General features: G+C 71.8%; 14 protein-coding genes. 8 read left to right on the plus strand and 6 right to left on the minus strand.

Annotation, left to right across the window (positions count from 1 at the left end):
* Nucleotides 1-128 precede the first annotated feature (128 nt).
* Entirely contained in the window at nucleotides 129-3,644 is a 3,516-nt protein-coding gene (locus OG574_RS35210) for a DNA polymerase III subunit alpha (protein WP_326776494.1), read from the plus strand.
* Nucleotides 3,641-4,615 carry a DNA polymerase Y family protein gene (locus OG574_RS35215; RefSeq protein ID WP_326776495.1) on the plus strand — a complete coding sequence of 325 codons (975 nt, stop codon included), beginning with the start codon at nucleotides 3,641-3,643 and terminating at the stop codon, nucleotides 4,613-4,615. Before OG574_RS35210 ends, OG574_RS35215 begins: the two co-directional genes overlap by 4 nt.
* A gap of 4 nt (nucleotides 4,616-4,619) precedes the next feature.
* Here OG574_RS35215 and OG574_RS35220 read toward each other — a convergent pair whose 3' ends face one another.
* A complete protein-coding gene (locus OG574_RS35220) occupies nucleotides 4,620-4,994 on the minus strand; it encodes a cupin domain-containing protein (RefSeq protein WP_100598089.1) in 375 nt (124 codons plus the stop codon).
* Nucleotides 4,995-5,098: 104 nt separating this feature from the next.
* On the opposite strand from OG574_RS35220, the gene OG574_RS35225 reads away from it, so the two are divergent.
* Together OG574_RS35225 and OG574_RS35230 are read left to right on the plus strand one after the other, a co-directional pair.
* A complete protein-coding gene (locus OG574_RS35225; RefSeq protein ID WP_100598090.1) occupies nucleotides 5,099-5,545 on the plus strand; it encodes a MarR family winged helix-turn-helix transcriptional regulator in 447 nt (148 codons plus the stop codon).
* A 173-nt stretch (nucleotides 5,546-5,718) separates the two neighbouring features.
* The gene (locus OG574_RS35230) at nucleotides 5,719-6,585 is read left to right on the plus strand and encodes an esterase/lipase family protein (protein WP_326776496.1); all 867 of its coding nucleotides are present in this window, start codon (nucleotides 5,719-5,721) and stop codon (nucleotides 6,583-6,585) included.
* Nucleotides 6,586-6,662: 77 nt separating this feature from the next.
* Here the strand turns inward: OG574_RS35230 and OG574_RS35235 are convergent, their stop codons facing one another.
* Nucleotides 6,663-7,661: a lytic polysaccharide monooxygenase gene (locus OG574_RS35235; protein ID WP_326776497.1), complete on the minus strand. Its 999-nt coding sequence runs from the start codon at nucleotides 7,659-7,661 to the stop codon at nucleotides 6,663-6,665.
* Nucleotides 7,662-7,851: 190 nt separating this feature from the next.
* Here OG574_RS35235 and OG574_RS35240 point away from each other — a divergent pair, with 190 nt between their 5' ends.
* Nucleotides 7,852-8,331 (plus strand): GNAT family N-acetyltransferase, encoded by a 480-nt coding sequence (locus OG574_RS35240; RefSeq protein WP_326776498.1) that lies wholly within the window; start codon nucleotides 7,852-7,854, stop codon nucleotides 8,329-8,331.
* 19 nt (nucleotides 8,332-8,350) lie between these two features.
* On the opposite strand, the gene OG574_RS35245 is transcribed toward OG574_RS35240, so the two are convergent.
* Entirely contained in the window at nucleotides 8,351-8,494 is a 144-nt protein-coding gene (locus tag OG574_RS35245) for a hypothetical protein (protein ID WP_199842054.1), read from the minus strand.
* Nucleotides 8,495-8,604: 110 nt separating this feature from the next.
* On the opposite strand from OG574_RS35245, the gene OG574_RS35250 reads away from it, so the two are divergent.
* On the plus strand, nucleotides 8,605-9,240 hold the full coding sequence (locus tag OG574_RS35250; protein WP_326776499.1) for a class I SAM-dependent methyltransferase: 636 nt from the start codon (nucleotides 8,605-8,607) through the stop codon (nucleotides 9,238-9,240).
* Here OG574_RS35250 and OG574_RS35255 read toward each other — a convergent pair.
* Nucleotides 9,229-9,729 carry a DUF402 domain-containing protein gene (locus tag OG574_RS35255; RefSeq protein ID WP_326776500.1) on the minus strand — a complete coding sequence of 167 codons (501 nt, stop codon included), beginning with the start codon at nucleotides 9,727-9,729 and terminating at the stop codon, nucleotides 9,229-9,231. The genes OG574_RS35250 and OG574_RS35255 overlap by 12 nt on opposite strands.
* Entirely contained in the window at nucleotides 9,710-10,630 is a 921-nt protein-coding gene (locus tag OG574_RS35260; RefSeq protein ID WP_326776501.1) for a GNAT family N-acetyltransferase, read from the minus strand. Before OG574_RS35260 ends, OG574_RS35255 begins: the two co-directional genes overlap by 20 nt.
* Nucleotides 10,631-10,700: 70 nt before the next feature.
* On the opposite strand from OG574_RS35260, the gene OG574_RS35265 reads away from it, so the two are divergent.
* Nucleotides 10,701-11,081 carry a GntR family transcriptional regulator gene (locus OG574_RS35265; protein WP_199842055.1) on the plus strand — a complete coding sequence of 127 codons (381 nt, stop codon included), beginning with the start codon at nucleotides 10,701-10,703 and terminating at the stop codon, nucleotides 11,079-11,081.
* A gap of 20 nt (nucleotides 11,082-11,101) precedes the next feature.
* Here OG574_RS35265 and OG574_RS35270 read toward each other — a convergent pair whose 3' ends face one another.
* Nucleotides 11,102-12,196, minus strand: a complete 1,095-nt coding sequence (locus tag OG574_RS35270) for a DUF5925 domain-containing protein (protein WP_326776502.1) — start codon at nucleotides 12,194-12,196, stop codon at nucleotides 11,102-11,104.
* A 154-nt stretch (nucleotides 12,197-12,350) separates the two neighbouring features.
* On the opposite strand from OG574_RS35270, the gene OG574_RS35275 reads away from it, so the two are divergent.
* A complete protein-coding gene (locus tag OG574_RS35275; protein WP_326776503.1) occupies nucleotides 12,351-13,775 on the plus strand; it encodes a GH39 family glycosyl hydrolase in 1,425 nt (474 codons plus the stop codon).

The raw sequence follows: 13,775 nt of genomic DNA on the forward strand, positions 1-13,775 counted from the left end.
GTGGGGTGGGCTGAACGGGTACCCGGGGCGGCGACCTCACTCGGATGTCGCACATGCGTTCGATACTTGGTCTATGGTGGTGGTGGGGAGGCGAGAGCAGGTCGGTTCGAGGTGTGCAGGAGGTGCGTGTGCCAGGGTTCACGCATTTGCACACCGTTTCCGGGTTCTCCCTTCGGTACGGGGCCTCGCACCCGGAGCGGCTGGCCGAGCGTGCCTCCGAACGGGGCATGGACGCGCTCGCCCTCACCGACCGGGACACCCTCTCGGGCTCGGTCAGGTTCGCCAAGGCCTGCGTCAAGGCAGGGGTGCGGCCGCTGTTCGGGACGGACCTCGCGGTGAGCGGACCCCCGCCGGCCGGATCCCCCGCGTCGGGCCGGACCCCGGCCGAGCACCGCAGGCAGCCCGTGCGCGGTGGTGCCTTCATCGACGAGTCGACTCCGCGCGTGACCTTCCTCGCCCGCGACGGAGCCATCGGCTGGGCCTCCCTGTGCCGCCTGGTCACCGCCGCCCACGCCACCGGCGAGACCCGGCTGACCTGGGCGGACAACCACGGCGACGGCCTGACCGTGCTGCTCGGACCCGGGTCCGACGTCGGCCGCGCGCTCGCCGCGGGCCGCCCCGACCGGGCCGCGCACCTCCTCGTCCCCTGGCGGGAGATCTACGGCGACGCCCTGCGCCTCGAAGCCGTCCACCACGGGCGCGAGGGCACGGGCCCCGGATCCCTGCGCCTGGCCGCCCGCACCGTCGGCTTCGCCGCCGAGCAGGGCATCCGCCCCGTCCTCAGCAACGACGTCCGGTACGCCGACCCGGCCCTCGGCCCGGTCGCCGATGTCCTCGACGCCGCGCGCCGCCTCGTCCCGGTCGACCCCCGCAAGGAACTCGACAGCGGCGAGCGCTGGCTGAAGGACGCCGGGGCCATGCTGATGACGGCCGAACGGGTGGTGGAGGCCGCGGGCTTCCGCCGCGACGCCGCGTACCGGCTGCTCGAACAGACCAACGCCGCGGCGGCCGAATGCCGCGTCGACCCCGAGGACGACCTCGGCCTCGGCTCCGTGCACTTCCCCGAACCGCGGCTCGTCGGCGCCGGCCGCCGCACCGCCCAACGGGTCCTCGCGTCGCGGGCGGCGGCGGGGATGCTGCGCCTCGGGTACGACCGGAAGCGGGAGTACTGGGAGCGGATGCACCGCGAGCTGGACATCATCGCGTACCACGACTTCGCCACCTACTTCCTGACGGTGTCCCAAGTCGTCGACGACGTACGGGACATGGGCATCCGGGTCGCCGCGCGCGGCTCCGGTGCCGGGTCCCTGGTCAACCATCTGCTCGGGATCGCACACGCGGACCCGGTCGAACACGGCCTCCTCATGGAGCGGTTCCTGTCCAAGCGCCGCTCCGTCCTGCCCGACATCGACATCGACGTGGAGTCGGCCCGGCGCCTGGAGGTCTACCGGGCGATCATCGGCCGGTTCGGCGCCGAGCGCGTCGCGACCGTCTCGATGCCGGAGACGTACCGCGTCCGCCATGCCGTACGCGATGTGGGCGCGGCCCTGTCCATGGACCCGGCCGACATCGACCGGATCGCCAAGTCCTTCCCGCACATCCGTGCCCGCGACGCGCGGGCCGCGCTGGAGGAACTGCCCGAACTGCGGGAACTGGCAGGGGAGTCCCGGCGGGGCGGGGACAGGTACGGACGCATGTGGGAGCTGGTCGAGGCGCTCGACGCGCTGCCGCGCGGTATCGCCATGCACCCGTGCGGGGTGCTGCTCTCGGACGCCTCGCTGCTCGCCCGTACGCCCGTCATGCCGACCAGCGGCGAGGGCTTTCCCATGTCGCAGTTCGACAAGGAGGACGTCGAGGACCTCGGCCTGCTCAAGCTCGACGTCCTCGGGGTGCGGATGCAGTCGGCGATGGCGCACGCGGTCGCGGAGACCGAGCGGGCGACCGGCTCCACGGTGGACCTGGACGCGGTGGCGCCCGGTGACCCGGAGACGTACCGGCTCATCAAGTCCACCGAGACGCTGGGCTGTTTCCAGATCGAGTCGCCGGGCCAGCGGGACCTGGTGGGACGGCTCCAGCCGGCCACCTTCCACGACCTCGTGGTGGACATCTCGCTGTTCCGCCCGGGACCCGTCGCCGCCGACATGGTGCGGCCGTTCATCGAGGCGCGGCACGGGCGCGCGCCGGTCCGCTATCCACACCGCGACCTGGAGGGACCCCTGAAGGAGACGTACGGGGTCGTCGTCTTCCACGAGCAGATCATCGAGATCGTGAACATCATGACGGGGTGCGGCCGCGACGAGGCGGACCGGGTCAGGAGGGGGCTGTCCGACCCCGATTCGCAGGGGCGCATCCGGTTCTGGTTCGCGCAGCAGGCGGCGGCGCACGGATACGACGCCGAGACCATCGCCCGGACCTGGGAGATCGTCGAGGCCTTCGGGTCGTACGGGTTCTGCAAGGCACACGCCGTCGCCTTCGCGGTGCCGACCTACCAGTCGGCGTGGCTGAAGGCCCATCACCCGGCCGCGTTCTACGCGGGGTTGCTCACCCACGACCCCGGGATGTACCCGAAGCGGCTGATTCTCGCGGACGCGCGGCGGCGCGGGGTGCCGGTCCTTCCGCTGGACGTGAACAAGTCCGCGGTCGCTCACCGTATCGAACTGGTGTCTGATAAAGGGAGTGCCGGTCGCGGAAGTGGTGGTCACGAAAGTGGCGGTCACAAAGAGGAGAAGTGGGGCGTGCGGCTCGCGCTCTCCGACGTGCACGGCATCAGCGAGGCCGAGGCGGCCCGCATCGAGGAGGGGCAGCCCTACTCCTCGCTGCTCGACTTCTGGGAGCGGGCCAGGCCCAGCCGGCCGCTCGCGCAGCGGCTCGCCCAGGTCGGCGGGCTCGACGCGTTCGGCGCCAACCGGCGTGACCTGCAACTCCACTTGACCGAACTGCACCGGGGAACGCGCGGGTCCCGAGGCGCCCGCGGCGCCCAACTGCCCCTGTCCGGCGGCCACGGGACCGCGCCGGCCGGCCTGCCCGACCTCGGCGACGCCGAGCGGCTCAGCGCCGAACTCGGGGTACTCGGGATGGACGCCTCCCGCCATCTCATGGGCGACCACGAGAAGTTCCTCGAGGAGCTGGGAGTGCTGACGGCGCGCCGCCTGCGCGAGGTCGAGCACGGCAAGGTCGTGCTGGTCGCGGGTGCCAAGGTCGCCACGCAGACCCCGCCGATCCGCTCCGGAAAGCGCGTCATCTTCACGACCCTGGACGACGGCACGGGCCTGGTCGACCTGGCCTTCTTCGACGACGCGCACGCCGCGTGCGCGCACACCGTCTTCCACTCGTGGCTGCTCCTGGTCCGCGGCACGGTCCAGCGGCGCGGACCGCGCAGCCTCAGCGTGGTGGGCGCGGCCGCGTGGAACCTCGCGGACCTGGTGGAGGTGCGCCGGCGGGGCGGCCTCGACGCGGTGGCACTGCGCCTGGCGGAGCCGCCCGAACAGCCGCCGTCCGACGAGGACGACCCGGTCGACGGCCGTCGCATCCGCATGGCCACGGGATACGAGATGCACCCCTGGGCGGACCTGCGCCCGGCGGGCGACGGCCAGTCCGGACCACCGCGCAAACTGTGGCACCAGAGCCCAGGGAGCGCAGGATGACCACTCTGTACGTACGGTTCCTGCTGCCGCCCATGTACGAGGCGGCACTGCCCCAACTGATCGGCCTGCTGGGCGAGTTCAGCCCGACGGTCGAGGCGCTGCCGCCCGACGCCGCCCTCGTGGACCTGGGCGGCGCCGTGCGCTACTTCGGGCGGGACGCCGTCGAACTCGCCGCGGTGATCCGGGTGCGGGCGCTCGCCCTGTACGGGGTGGAGTGCGTGATCGGCGCGGGCCCCGGCCCGATGCTGGCGCGGATGGCCGCGCGGACGGCCTCGCCCGGGGTGACCCGGGTGGTGCCGGGGGACCCCGGCGCCGTGGCGGAGTTCCTCGCCGGGCAGCCGGTCGCCGCGCTGCCCGGCGTCGGCGCCGCCACCGCCCGCACCCTGTGCGAGTACGGGCTCGACACCCTGGGCAGGGTGGCCGCCGCCCCGCAGGGCACCCTGCAACGGCTCACCACCGCCCGTATCGGCCGTGAACTGCACGAGAAGGCGCGTGGCGTCGACCGCACCCGGGTCACACCCAACGCCGCCACGCGGTCCACCGCCGCCGAACGCCCCTTCCCGCGCGACGAACTCGACCCGTACCGGCACCGCCGCGCCCTGCTCTCCCTCGCCGACGAGCTGGGCGCCCGGCTCCGCGACGGGAAGCAGGTGTGCCGCTCGCTGACCCTCACCGTGCGCTACGCCGACCGGTCCACGACGACCCGCAGTCGTACGCTCCCCGAGCCCACCGGGCGCACGACCGCGCTGTCCACGGCCGCGTACCGGATGTACGAGGCGCTCGGCCTGCAGCGGGCCAGGGTGCGGGCGCTCGCTCTGCGGGCGGAGGGGCTCCGCCCGGTCGAGGGTTCCGCCTGCCAGCTGACCTTCGACCCCGCGGACGAGAAGGCGCGGGCGCTGGAGGCGGTGGCCGACCGGGCCCGGGCGCGGTTCGGACCCGGGGCGATCGTGCCCGGGCGGCTCGCGGCGTGAGCCGCTACTGAGCCCAGGGCGGCGTGAGGCGGGTGCCGTCCGCCAGGACGGCCTCCAGGCCCGCGGACGTCGTGACCCACATGGCGGCGGGCGAGTCGCCGGGGTTCTCGACGGTGAGGGTCGCGCCCGGATTGACGATCGCGGTGTCGCCCGCGGCGAGCGTGTCCGTGCGCCCGTCGACCGTGAAGCGCAGGCTGCCGCTGAGCACGTGCAGGATCTCCTCGCGGGACACCGTGTGGGCGACGCCCGGGGTGCCCGCCGGGATCTCGGCCCGCCAGGCGCACAGCTCCTTGCTGCCGGCGGCGGGTTTGGCGTACGAGACGAAACGGACGCCGTGCATCTCGTGAACGACGGCATCGGATGCGCGGACGACTGGCATGGCGACTCCCTTGAGCGGATCGGCCGAGCGAGCAATGTGGTCAAGCAACTTGACTACATAGTCAGGCAGCTTGACCAAACCGTCAAGGGTGTTTCAATGGCTCCGTGCAGAACTCCGAGGCCATGGCCCTGTCCGCCGCCCTGCTCTCCGCCGCCGGCGAGCTGACACAACGCATCCACGAGGGGGTCGTCGCCCGCGGCTTCGAGGGGCTGCGGCCGGCGCACGGATTCGCCTTCGCGCGGCTCTCCTGGGACGGCGCCACCGCCACCGACCTCGCCGCGCATCTGGGGGTCACCAAGCAGGCCGCGAGCCAGCTCGTCGACGAGCTCGTGCGCAAGGGATACGCCGAGCGCCGGCCCCACCCGGACGACGCCCGCGCCCGGCTCGTCGTCATGACCGAACGCGGCTGGGCCTGCGCGCGGGCCGCCGAGGAGTCCGCCGCCGACGCCGTACGGCCGTGGGTCGAGCGGCTCGGCGAGCGCAAGGCCCGCGCTCTGCTTGACCAGTTGACCGCCGTCGCACCCGACGGACCCATCAGGCCCGCCTGGTGACACCGCGTCGGCACCGGAAGCGTCCAGCTACCACTGCAAGTTTTTACTGACGCGTAACTTCACTCTTTTACTACTGGCGCGTAATTTGGCTGGCAGTACAGCATCCTCGTGATCCGGATCACAGGGCACGCACCCCACATCGCAACTCCCTTGAGCCGCAAGGAGATCACACGATGCTGCCCCGGAACTGGAAACGTGCGGTCAGATCCCTGACCGCGGCCCTGCTGCTCACGGCCGCGGCCACCGCGGTCCCCGCCACCGCCCACGCCGGCACCGCCGTCAGCAGCGGCTGGAACAACTACGCCTGCAAGCCGTCCGCCGCTCACCCGCGCCCCGTCGTCCTCGTCCACGGCACCTTCGGGAACTCCGTCGACAACTGGCTGGTCCTCGCCCCCTACCTGGTGAACCGCGGCTACTGTGTCTTCTCGCTCGACTACGGACAGTTGCCCGGCGTCCCGCTCTTCAACGGCCTCGGCCCCATCGACAAGTCGGCGGGCCAGCTCGACACCTTCGTCGACAAGGTGCTCGCCGCCACCGGCGCCCCCAAGGCCGACCTCGTCGGCCACTCGCAGGGCGGCATGATGCCCCGCTACTACCTCAAGTTCCTCGGCGGCGCCGCGAAGGTGAACTCCCTCGTCGGCATCGCGCCCGACAACCACGGCACCACCCTGAACGGCCTGACGAACCTCCTGCCGTACTTTCCCGGGGCCGGTGACCTGCTGACCCTCGCCACCCCCGGCCTCGCCGACCAGATGGCGGGCTCCCCGTTCATCACCAAGCTCAACCAGGGCGGGGACACCGTCCCCGGCGTCCACTACACCGTCATCGCGACCAAGTACGACGAGGTCGTCACGCCGTACGGCACCCAGTTCCTGAGCGGCCCCGACGTCCGCAACGTCAAGCTCCAGGACCTGTGCTCCGTCGACCTGTCCGAGCACGTCGCCATCGGCACCATCGACCGCGTCGCCTTCCACGAGGTCGCGAACGCCCTCGACCCGGCCCACGCCACCCCCACCACCTGTGTCTCGGCGGTGAGTTGAGCGCACCGCAGCCAGAAACGCACAAGGGCCGCCGCCTCCAGGAGTGGGCAGGGAGACGGCGGCCCGGCTGTGCTGCGTCAGCGGCTGTGACGCCCGCCCGCCACGGAGCGGCGCCGCACCGACGCGAACATTGTCGCGGCACCGATCGCCAGAACCGCGGCGCCGCCCATCGCGATGTACGGGGTGGCGCTGTCGCCGCCCGTCTCGGCGAGGTTCTCGTCGGCGAGGGGCTTCGCGGCACCGCCCTTCACCTCGGGCCCGTTGCCGCCCGTCGAGTCGTCGGCGGCGTCGGCAGCGGGGGCCGCGGACTCCTCGGCCTGCGGCTCGGCGCTGCCCCCGGCGTCACCGTGGTGGTGCTCCACGGACGACTTGCCGGCACCGTCCGCGATCTCCTGGTCGGAGGGCGCGGACGCGGCGGGAGCGGCCGCACCGGCCCCGCTGTCCTTGCCGAACACCACGTCGGAGCAGGTGTAGAAGGCCTCGGGGGAGTCGGAGCGCTGCCAGATCGAGTAGATGAGGTGACGGCCCGACCGTGCCGGAACGTCACCGTCGAAGACGTAGTCGCCGTTCTCCATCTTCGGGTCGGTGACCTTGACGAAGGGCTGAGCCTCCAGGTCCGACCACTTCAGCGGCTTCGCCGGGTCGTACGAGTCCTTGGTGATGTACAGCTCGAACGAGCCCTTGTGCGGGGCCGTTCCCTTGTAGTGGAAGGTGTGGCTGCCCGCCGACATCGGGCTCGACGGCCAGTCGGCGCGCGGAAGGTCGAGCCCCTTGTACTTGTCGTTGCCCGCGCTGCACAGCTTGCCGTCGGGGATGATCTCCTTCGACTTGCCTGCGGCGTTCGCGATGTTGACCGCGTTCCAGTCGTAGAAGGCCTGCGCGCCACTGGCCGCGACGGCGGCCTTGCACGCCGCTGACTGCGGGCTCTCCGGGCCCTCCGCGTAGCAGGCGGAGACGCGGCTGACCGGATCCGTCATCGAGCCGTGCGCCGACGCGGGCGCGGCGGCCAGCGCGGTCAGGGCGAACGGGACGGCACCTGCGACGGCGAACGCGGCGGCCTTGCGGCGAACTGTCATGAGTGGAACTCCTCAACGGCGGTTCAGGGGTGGGGGGACGGGCCGCGACGACGGCCCCGGCGGTGAGAAAGCTAGCCCCTGAAAGCCGCGAAATCGCCTGCTGAGGGCAGGCGATGGCGATCTTTATGGTGGGTTTAAGGGAGGGCTAATCGAGGGCTCAGACTGCGATCATGTCCCGTACTGTGCGGCCATGACTCACACAGTTCGCCGCGCCGAAGCAGCCGACGTACCCGCAGTGAAAGCGGTGACCGACGCCGCGTACCGCCACTACATCGACCGGATCGGAGTGGTGCCCGCGCCCATGGAGGCCGACCACGGCGCCGAGGTGGCCGCGGGCAAGGTGTACGTCGTGGACGGCGAGCGGGGCGGCGCGCCCGCCGTCATCGGACTCGTCGTCATCGAGCCCCGCGAGGACCATCTGTTCCTCGACAGCATCGCCGTCCACCCCGACGCCCATGGACAGGGCGTGGGGCGACGGCTGCTGGCGTTCGTCGACGAGCACGCGCGCGTGCTCGGCCTTCCCGAGGTGCGGCTCTACACGAACGCGATGATGTGGGAGAACCAGGAGCTCTATCCGCGCTACGGATACGAGGTCGTGGAGCGCCGCACCGACGGCCTCTACGACCGCATCCACTACCGCAAGCGGCTCTCCGCGGCCCCGCCCGCCTGACGCGTGCGTCCCGGCCCGCTCACTCGTCGGGCCACCACGTGCGCCGGATGTCCTTGCGCACTTCCGGACGGTCGTGGCGGCGCTCCGCGGCGGCGTCGTCCTGCTGCTGCCGGCGGGTGGTGCTGGTCTTCGCCACGGGCTTGTTGATGGTCACACGGCGCATGACTGCCTCCTGTGCCTACCCCGGTTCCACTGCGGTACCGCTGTAGACGTGTTCCCCGGAGGGTGACGCATCGAAGCGTGATTGTCAGTGGCAGGTGTCACGATCTGGGCATGAAGATGAGCGAGGACACCACGAAACGGGACATGGCGCCCCTCGAACCGGTCGACTGGGACGCCGAGGCCGCGGCCTTCGACGACGAACCCGACCACGGCCTGCGTGATCCCGTCGTGCGCGAGGCCTGGGCCGCGCGCCTGCGGGACTGGCTGCCGGATCACCCCTGTGACCTGCTCGACCTGGGCTGCGGCACGGGCAGCATGTCGCTGCTCGCCACCGGCCAGGGACACAGCGTGACCGCGGTCGACCTGTCGCCCGCCATGGTGGACCTCGCGCGCGCCAAGCTGGCCGGCCGGGCCGCGCGGGTGCTCGTCGGGGACGCCGCGGCGCCGCCCGTCGCAGGCGAGACCTTCGACGTCATACTCATGCGGCACGTCGCGTGGACACTGCCCGACCTCGACGGCGCCCTCGCGCACTGGCTCTCGCTGCTGCGGCCCGGCGGGCGGCTGATCCTGGTGGAGGGCGTGTGGGGAACGCTCAGCCCCGTCGGCATTCCGGCGGCCCGGCTCACCGGCGCCCTCGCTCCGCTCGCCGCCCACGTCCGGCACGAACCGCTCTCCGGGGACGCGTCGCTGTGGGGGAGACAGGTCGAGGACGACCGGTACGCGGTGGTCGCGACGCTAGGCCAATAGCCGGCCGAACCCCTCGGTGCGCGCGAGGAGTTCGAGGTCGTCGAGGGCGCGGACTGCGGCCGCCGCCGCGTGCGGATCGCGCTCCGCGAGCCCGCTCTGTGCGAACTCGTCCTCGTCGAGGCGCAGTACGTCGCTGCCGTCCGCCGATACCCACAGGTCGAGGTCGAGATCCTCCACGCGGAGCTCGCCGTCCTCGCGGACCGCCGGCCGCGTCACATCGCAGTACCAGCCCTTGAGCGTGCCGCCGCCGGTGCGTACCTCCTTGACCGCGTACCACCGGTCCCGCCAGTAGTGCTCGGTGAAGACGTCGCCCGGCCCGAACTGCACGAACCCGAAGTCCCTGACCCCGGGGGAGGCCCAGGCGGCGGTGACGGTCACGCGCGTGCCGTCGTCACGGACGACGTCCGCGGGGTAACGGATCTTGAGCCGGCCCGCCTTGACGAGGACCACGTCGAGGGACCCGGCGGACTCAGGTGAGGGTGCGGACATGGCGTACCTCCGTGGCACAGATCTCGTAGCCGAACCATTTGTTGATCGCGAGCATCGGGCCGTTCGCCGCGTCGTTGCCCGTGAACGCCTCAGTGATGCCGGCCTCGCGGGCGCGGTGCAGGGAGTCGTTCTTGGCGAGCTTGGCCAGGCCGCGGCCGCGGAACTCCCGCGCGGTGCCGGTCATCCCGGACGTGTAGCGGGTCTCGTCGTCGGTGCGGGCCAGGCTGAACGCCACGGGCCGGCCGTCGGCCACGGCCACCGACGTCAGCCGATGGTCGGTCAGCGGATGGTGCCAGGTCTCGTCGAGCCAGTGCTCGTAGTCCGTGAACTCCGTGGCCACGTCGCTCGGTTCGTCGCTCACCGTCTCCGCGTCCAGGTCGAACAGGGGACGCGGGTTGTCCGCGAAGTCCGCGCCGGTCCGCAGCGTCACTCCGGCCGGCGGCGCGGTGAGCGGGGGCAGCGTGCCGTGCGCCAGGTCGAGTCGGAGGAAGTGGGCGGGGCGGCTGGCGTGGTAGCCGCGGCGCGCGGCGAACGCCCGGTCGTCCGGGGTGTCGAGCACCCACGAGTAGACGGCGACGGCGCTCTCACCGGCGAGATAATCCTCCGCCGCCCGCACGATCAGGGACCCGGCCCCGAGCCCGCGGCGCTCCGGGTGCACATAGGCGTTCACATAGCCCTGCCCCGGTTCCGGACTGTCGTACGCGATCCCGACCTGCGCGGTGCCGACGACCTCGCCGTCGGCCTCGGCGACCAGCGGCCGGTACCGGGCGTCCGGATGGGCGTGCGCCAGATCGAAGGCGACCGACTCGGCGGTCGCGAGCATGGCGGGCAGCGCGGCGCGCCGCACCCGGGCGAACGCCGCAGCGTCCTCGGGCCGCAGGGCCCGGACGATCACAGTCATACGGCCGCACGCTACGCGCGGGTCGCGCCGGGGTGCCTCCCATTTTTCCGGGGTGCGGGACAATCGGCGCGTGACCTTGATGATCGACATCGATGCGGGCGCGGCGACGGCGCCCTACGAACAGGTACGGGCCCAGATCGCCGGGCAGGCCCTCTCCGGGACCCTGCCCGTCGGCTACAAACTGCCGACGGTGCGCGGGCTCGCCGAGACGCTCGGCCTGGCCGCGAACACGGTGGCCAAGGCGTATCGGGCGCTCGAGTCGGACGGGGTGATCGAGACGCGCGGCCGCAACGGCACGTTCGTCGCCGCCGCCGGTGACGCGTCGGCCCGGGAGGCCGCGGCGGCGGCCGCCGCGTTCGCGGAACGGGCCCACCGCCTCGGCCTCACCGAGCCGCAGGCACTCGCCGCGGTACGGGACGCGCTGCGGGCGTCGTACGGGGAGAAGGGGTAACGGGAAGTACAGCCCCACCCCTACAAGTACAGCCCCGCGTCCGCCGACTCGCGCGGGTCCGGGACCGATGTCGGGCTGGTGCCGCGGCGCAGCGCGTACAGCTCGGCGAGTGTCGCGCCGTCGCGGCTCACGCCCTCCTCGCTGCCGAGCCAGTTCACCGACTCGCGGTGGGTGAGGGGGCCCACCTCGATACGGGCCAGGCAGCGGCCGGGGCGCACGACCGCCGGGTGGAGGCGCTCCAGGTCCTCGTTCGTCGTGACGCCGACCAGCACGTTCCGCCCCTGTCCGAGCAGGCCGTCCGTCAGGTTGAGCAGGCGTGAGAGTGCCTGCCCCGCCGTGTGCTTGGCCTCGCCCCGGATGAGCTCGTCGCAGTCCTCCAGGAGCAGGAGGCGCCAGCGGCCCTTCGCCGTGCCGTCGTCCTCGCCGATCGCGATGTCCATGAGATAGCCGACGTCGGAGAACAGCCGCTCCGGGTCGAGTACGCAGTCCACCTGGCACCAGTCCCGCCAGGACCGGGCCAGGGTGCGCAGCGCGGACGTCTTGCCCGTGCCGGGAGGACCGTGCAGCAGGAGCAGCCGGCCCGCGATGTCCTCCGGGGTCGTCTTCATCAGCTGGTCCATGGCCCCGGCCACCGGCGCCGTGTAGTTGTCCCGCACCTCGTCCCACGTACCGGCCGAGATCTGCCGCGTGGTGCGGTGCGGCCCGCGCCGGGGCGAGACGTACCAGAACCCCATCGTCACGTTCTCCGGCTGGGGTTCGGGCTCGTCTGCGGCGCCGTCCGTGGCCTGCCCGAGCACCTTCTCGGCGAGTTCCGCGGTGGTCGCCGTCACCGTGACGTCGGCGCCCCTGTTCCAGCGGGAGACGAGGACGGTCCAGCCGTCGCCCTCGGCGAGCGTCGCGCTGCGGTCGTCGTCACGCGCGGAGCGCAGGACCACCGCGTCGGGCGGCAGGAGGGTGGCCCCCGACCGCACGCGGTCGATGTTCGCCGCGTGCGAGTGCGGCTGCTCGCCCGTTGCGAAGCGGCCGAGGAACAGCGCGTCGACGACGTCGGCAGGAGAGTCGCTGTCGTCGACGTTGAGCCGGATCGGCAGCGCGTCGTGTGGGTTCGCAGACATGCCGCCATGATCCGCCACGCACGGCGCTCCCGCACGGGATTTCCGCAGCGCGTCACACGCTTGCCCGCACGGCGGCCCGGTCCCGCGCGCCGTTACAACGCTGTCGCAGTGGAGTCTGTCCCTCCGCGAACGACCGTAGATACTCTTGCCCTTGATGGGACGTCATGGGTGGGTTTCGGGGGCGGGGCGGTGGCGGCTCACCGCTCTGCTCGGCGTGGGGGTGGCCGCTCTGGCCCTGGTGCTGACGGTGATCAGCACACTGCCGAGCGACCGGGCCGACGACAGGGGCACCACGAGCGCGGGTGACAAGGTGCACGGCTCCCCGTCCGATCCGCCCGCACAGCTGGGGCCGGCGGTCGGGTGGGGCTTCACACACACCCAGTACAGCGCGGACGAGGGCGACGACGGTGCCACGCGGCGGGTCGAGGACAGGCTCTCCGGCCAGTCGGTTCCGCAGATCCAGCACATCATGGGCTGGGGCGCGGGGAACCCGGAGCCCGTCAAGGGCCGTTACGACTTCGACGAGATGGACCGCCGGATCGACTTCATCAGGAAGTCGGGCGGCACCCCCGTCGTCACCCTGTGCTGTTCGCCGGACTGGATGAAGGGCGGCAAGGCGGGGGTCGACAACACGGACTGGAGCCGGCAGTCCCTGGAGACCGCGCCCGACCGCGCGCACTTCAAGGACTTCGCCGCGCTCGCCGCGACGGTCGCCAAGCGCTACCCGGACGTGCGCCACTTCATCGTCTGGAACGAGTTCAAGGGCTTCTGGAACAACGGGAAGCAGCGCTGGGACTACGAGGGCTACACGGAGCTGTACAACCTCGTCTACAAGGCCCTCAAGAAGGTCGACAAGGACATCATGGTCGGCGGGCCCTATCTGGTGATGGACAGCGTCGACCCGCGTCAGACCGAGAACGCGTCGGCGGACGTGAAGGGGCCCTGGGGCAGCATGGACCAGCGCGTCCTCGACGCCTTCGACTACTGGAACAAGAACAAGGCGGGCGCCGACTTCGTCGTCGTCGACGGCTCCAGCTACACCGTCGACGACGAGCTGCTGCCCAACGAGTTCAAGGCCACCGACAAACTCACCGCCGTCGGCAAGTGGGTGGAGCGACAGACCGGTGACCTGCCCCTGTGGTGGGCCGAGTACTACGTGGAGCCCGGCGACCAGAACGACGACCGCAAGGGCTGGAGCGAGCCGCACCGCGTCGCCGTCCAGGCGTCCGGCCTTGTCGCGATGGCCAAGGGCGGCGCGTCCTCCGGCTTCTACTGGAACCCGGAGGAGAAGACGGGCACGACGTGCGCCGGCTGTCTGTGGACGCCCACGCAGTCGGGCGACGGCGGCGCGAAGCTGCCCATGTACGACCTGATCTCCCGCTTCCACAAGGCGTTCCCGCCCGGCACCAAGTACGAGACGGTGCCGGTCGCCGCGGACGACGTGCCGAACGTGCGGGTGCTCGCCGACGACAAGACCGTCGTCGTGGTGAACACCCTGAACCGGAAGATCAGCGCGCAGGTCGACGGGAAGCGGTTCGAGATGGGTGCGTACGAACTGAAGTGGCTCGAGCGGAAGTAG

The organism is Streptomyces sp. NBC_01445, assembly GCF_035918235.1.
Lineage (GTDB): Bacteria > Actinomycetota > Actinomycetes > Streptomycetales > Streptomycetaceae > Streptomyces.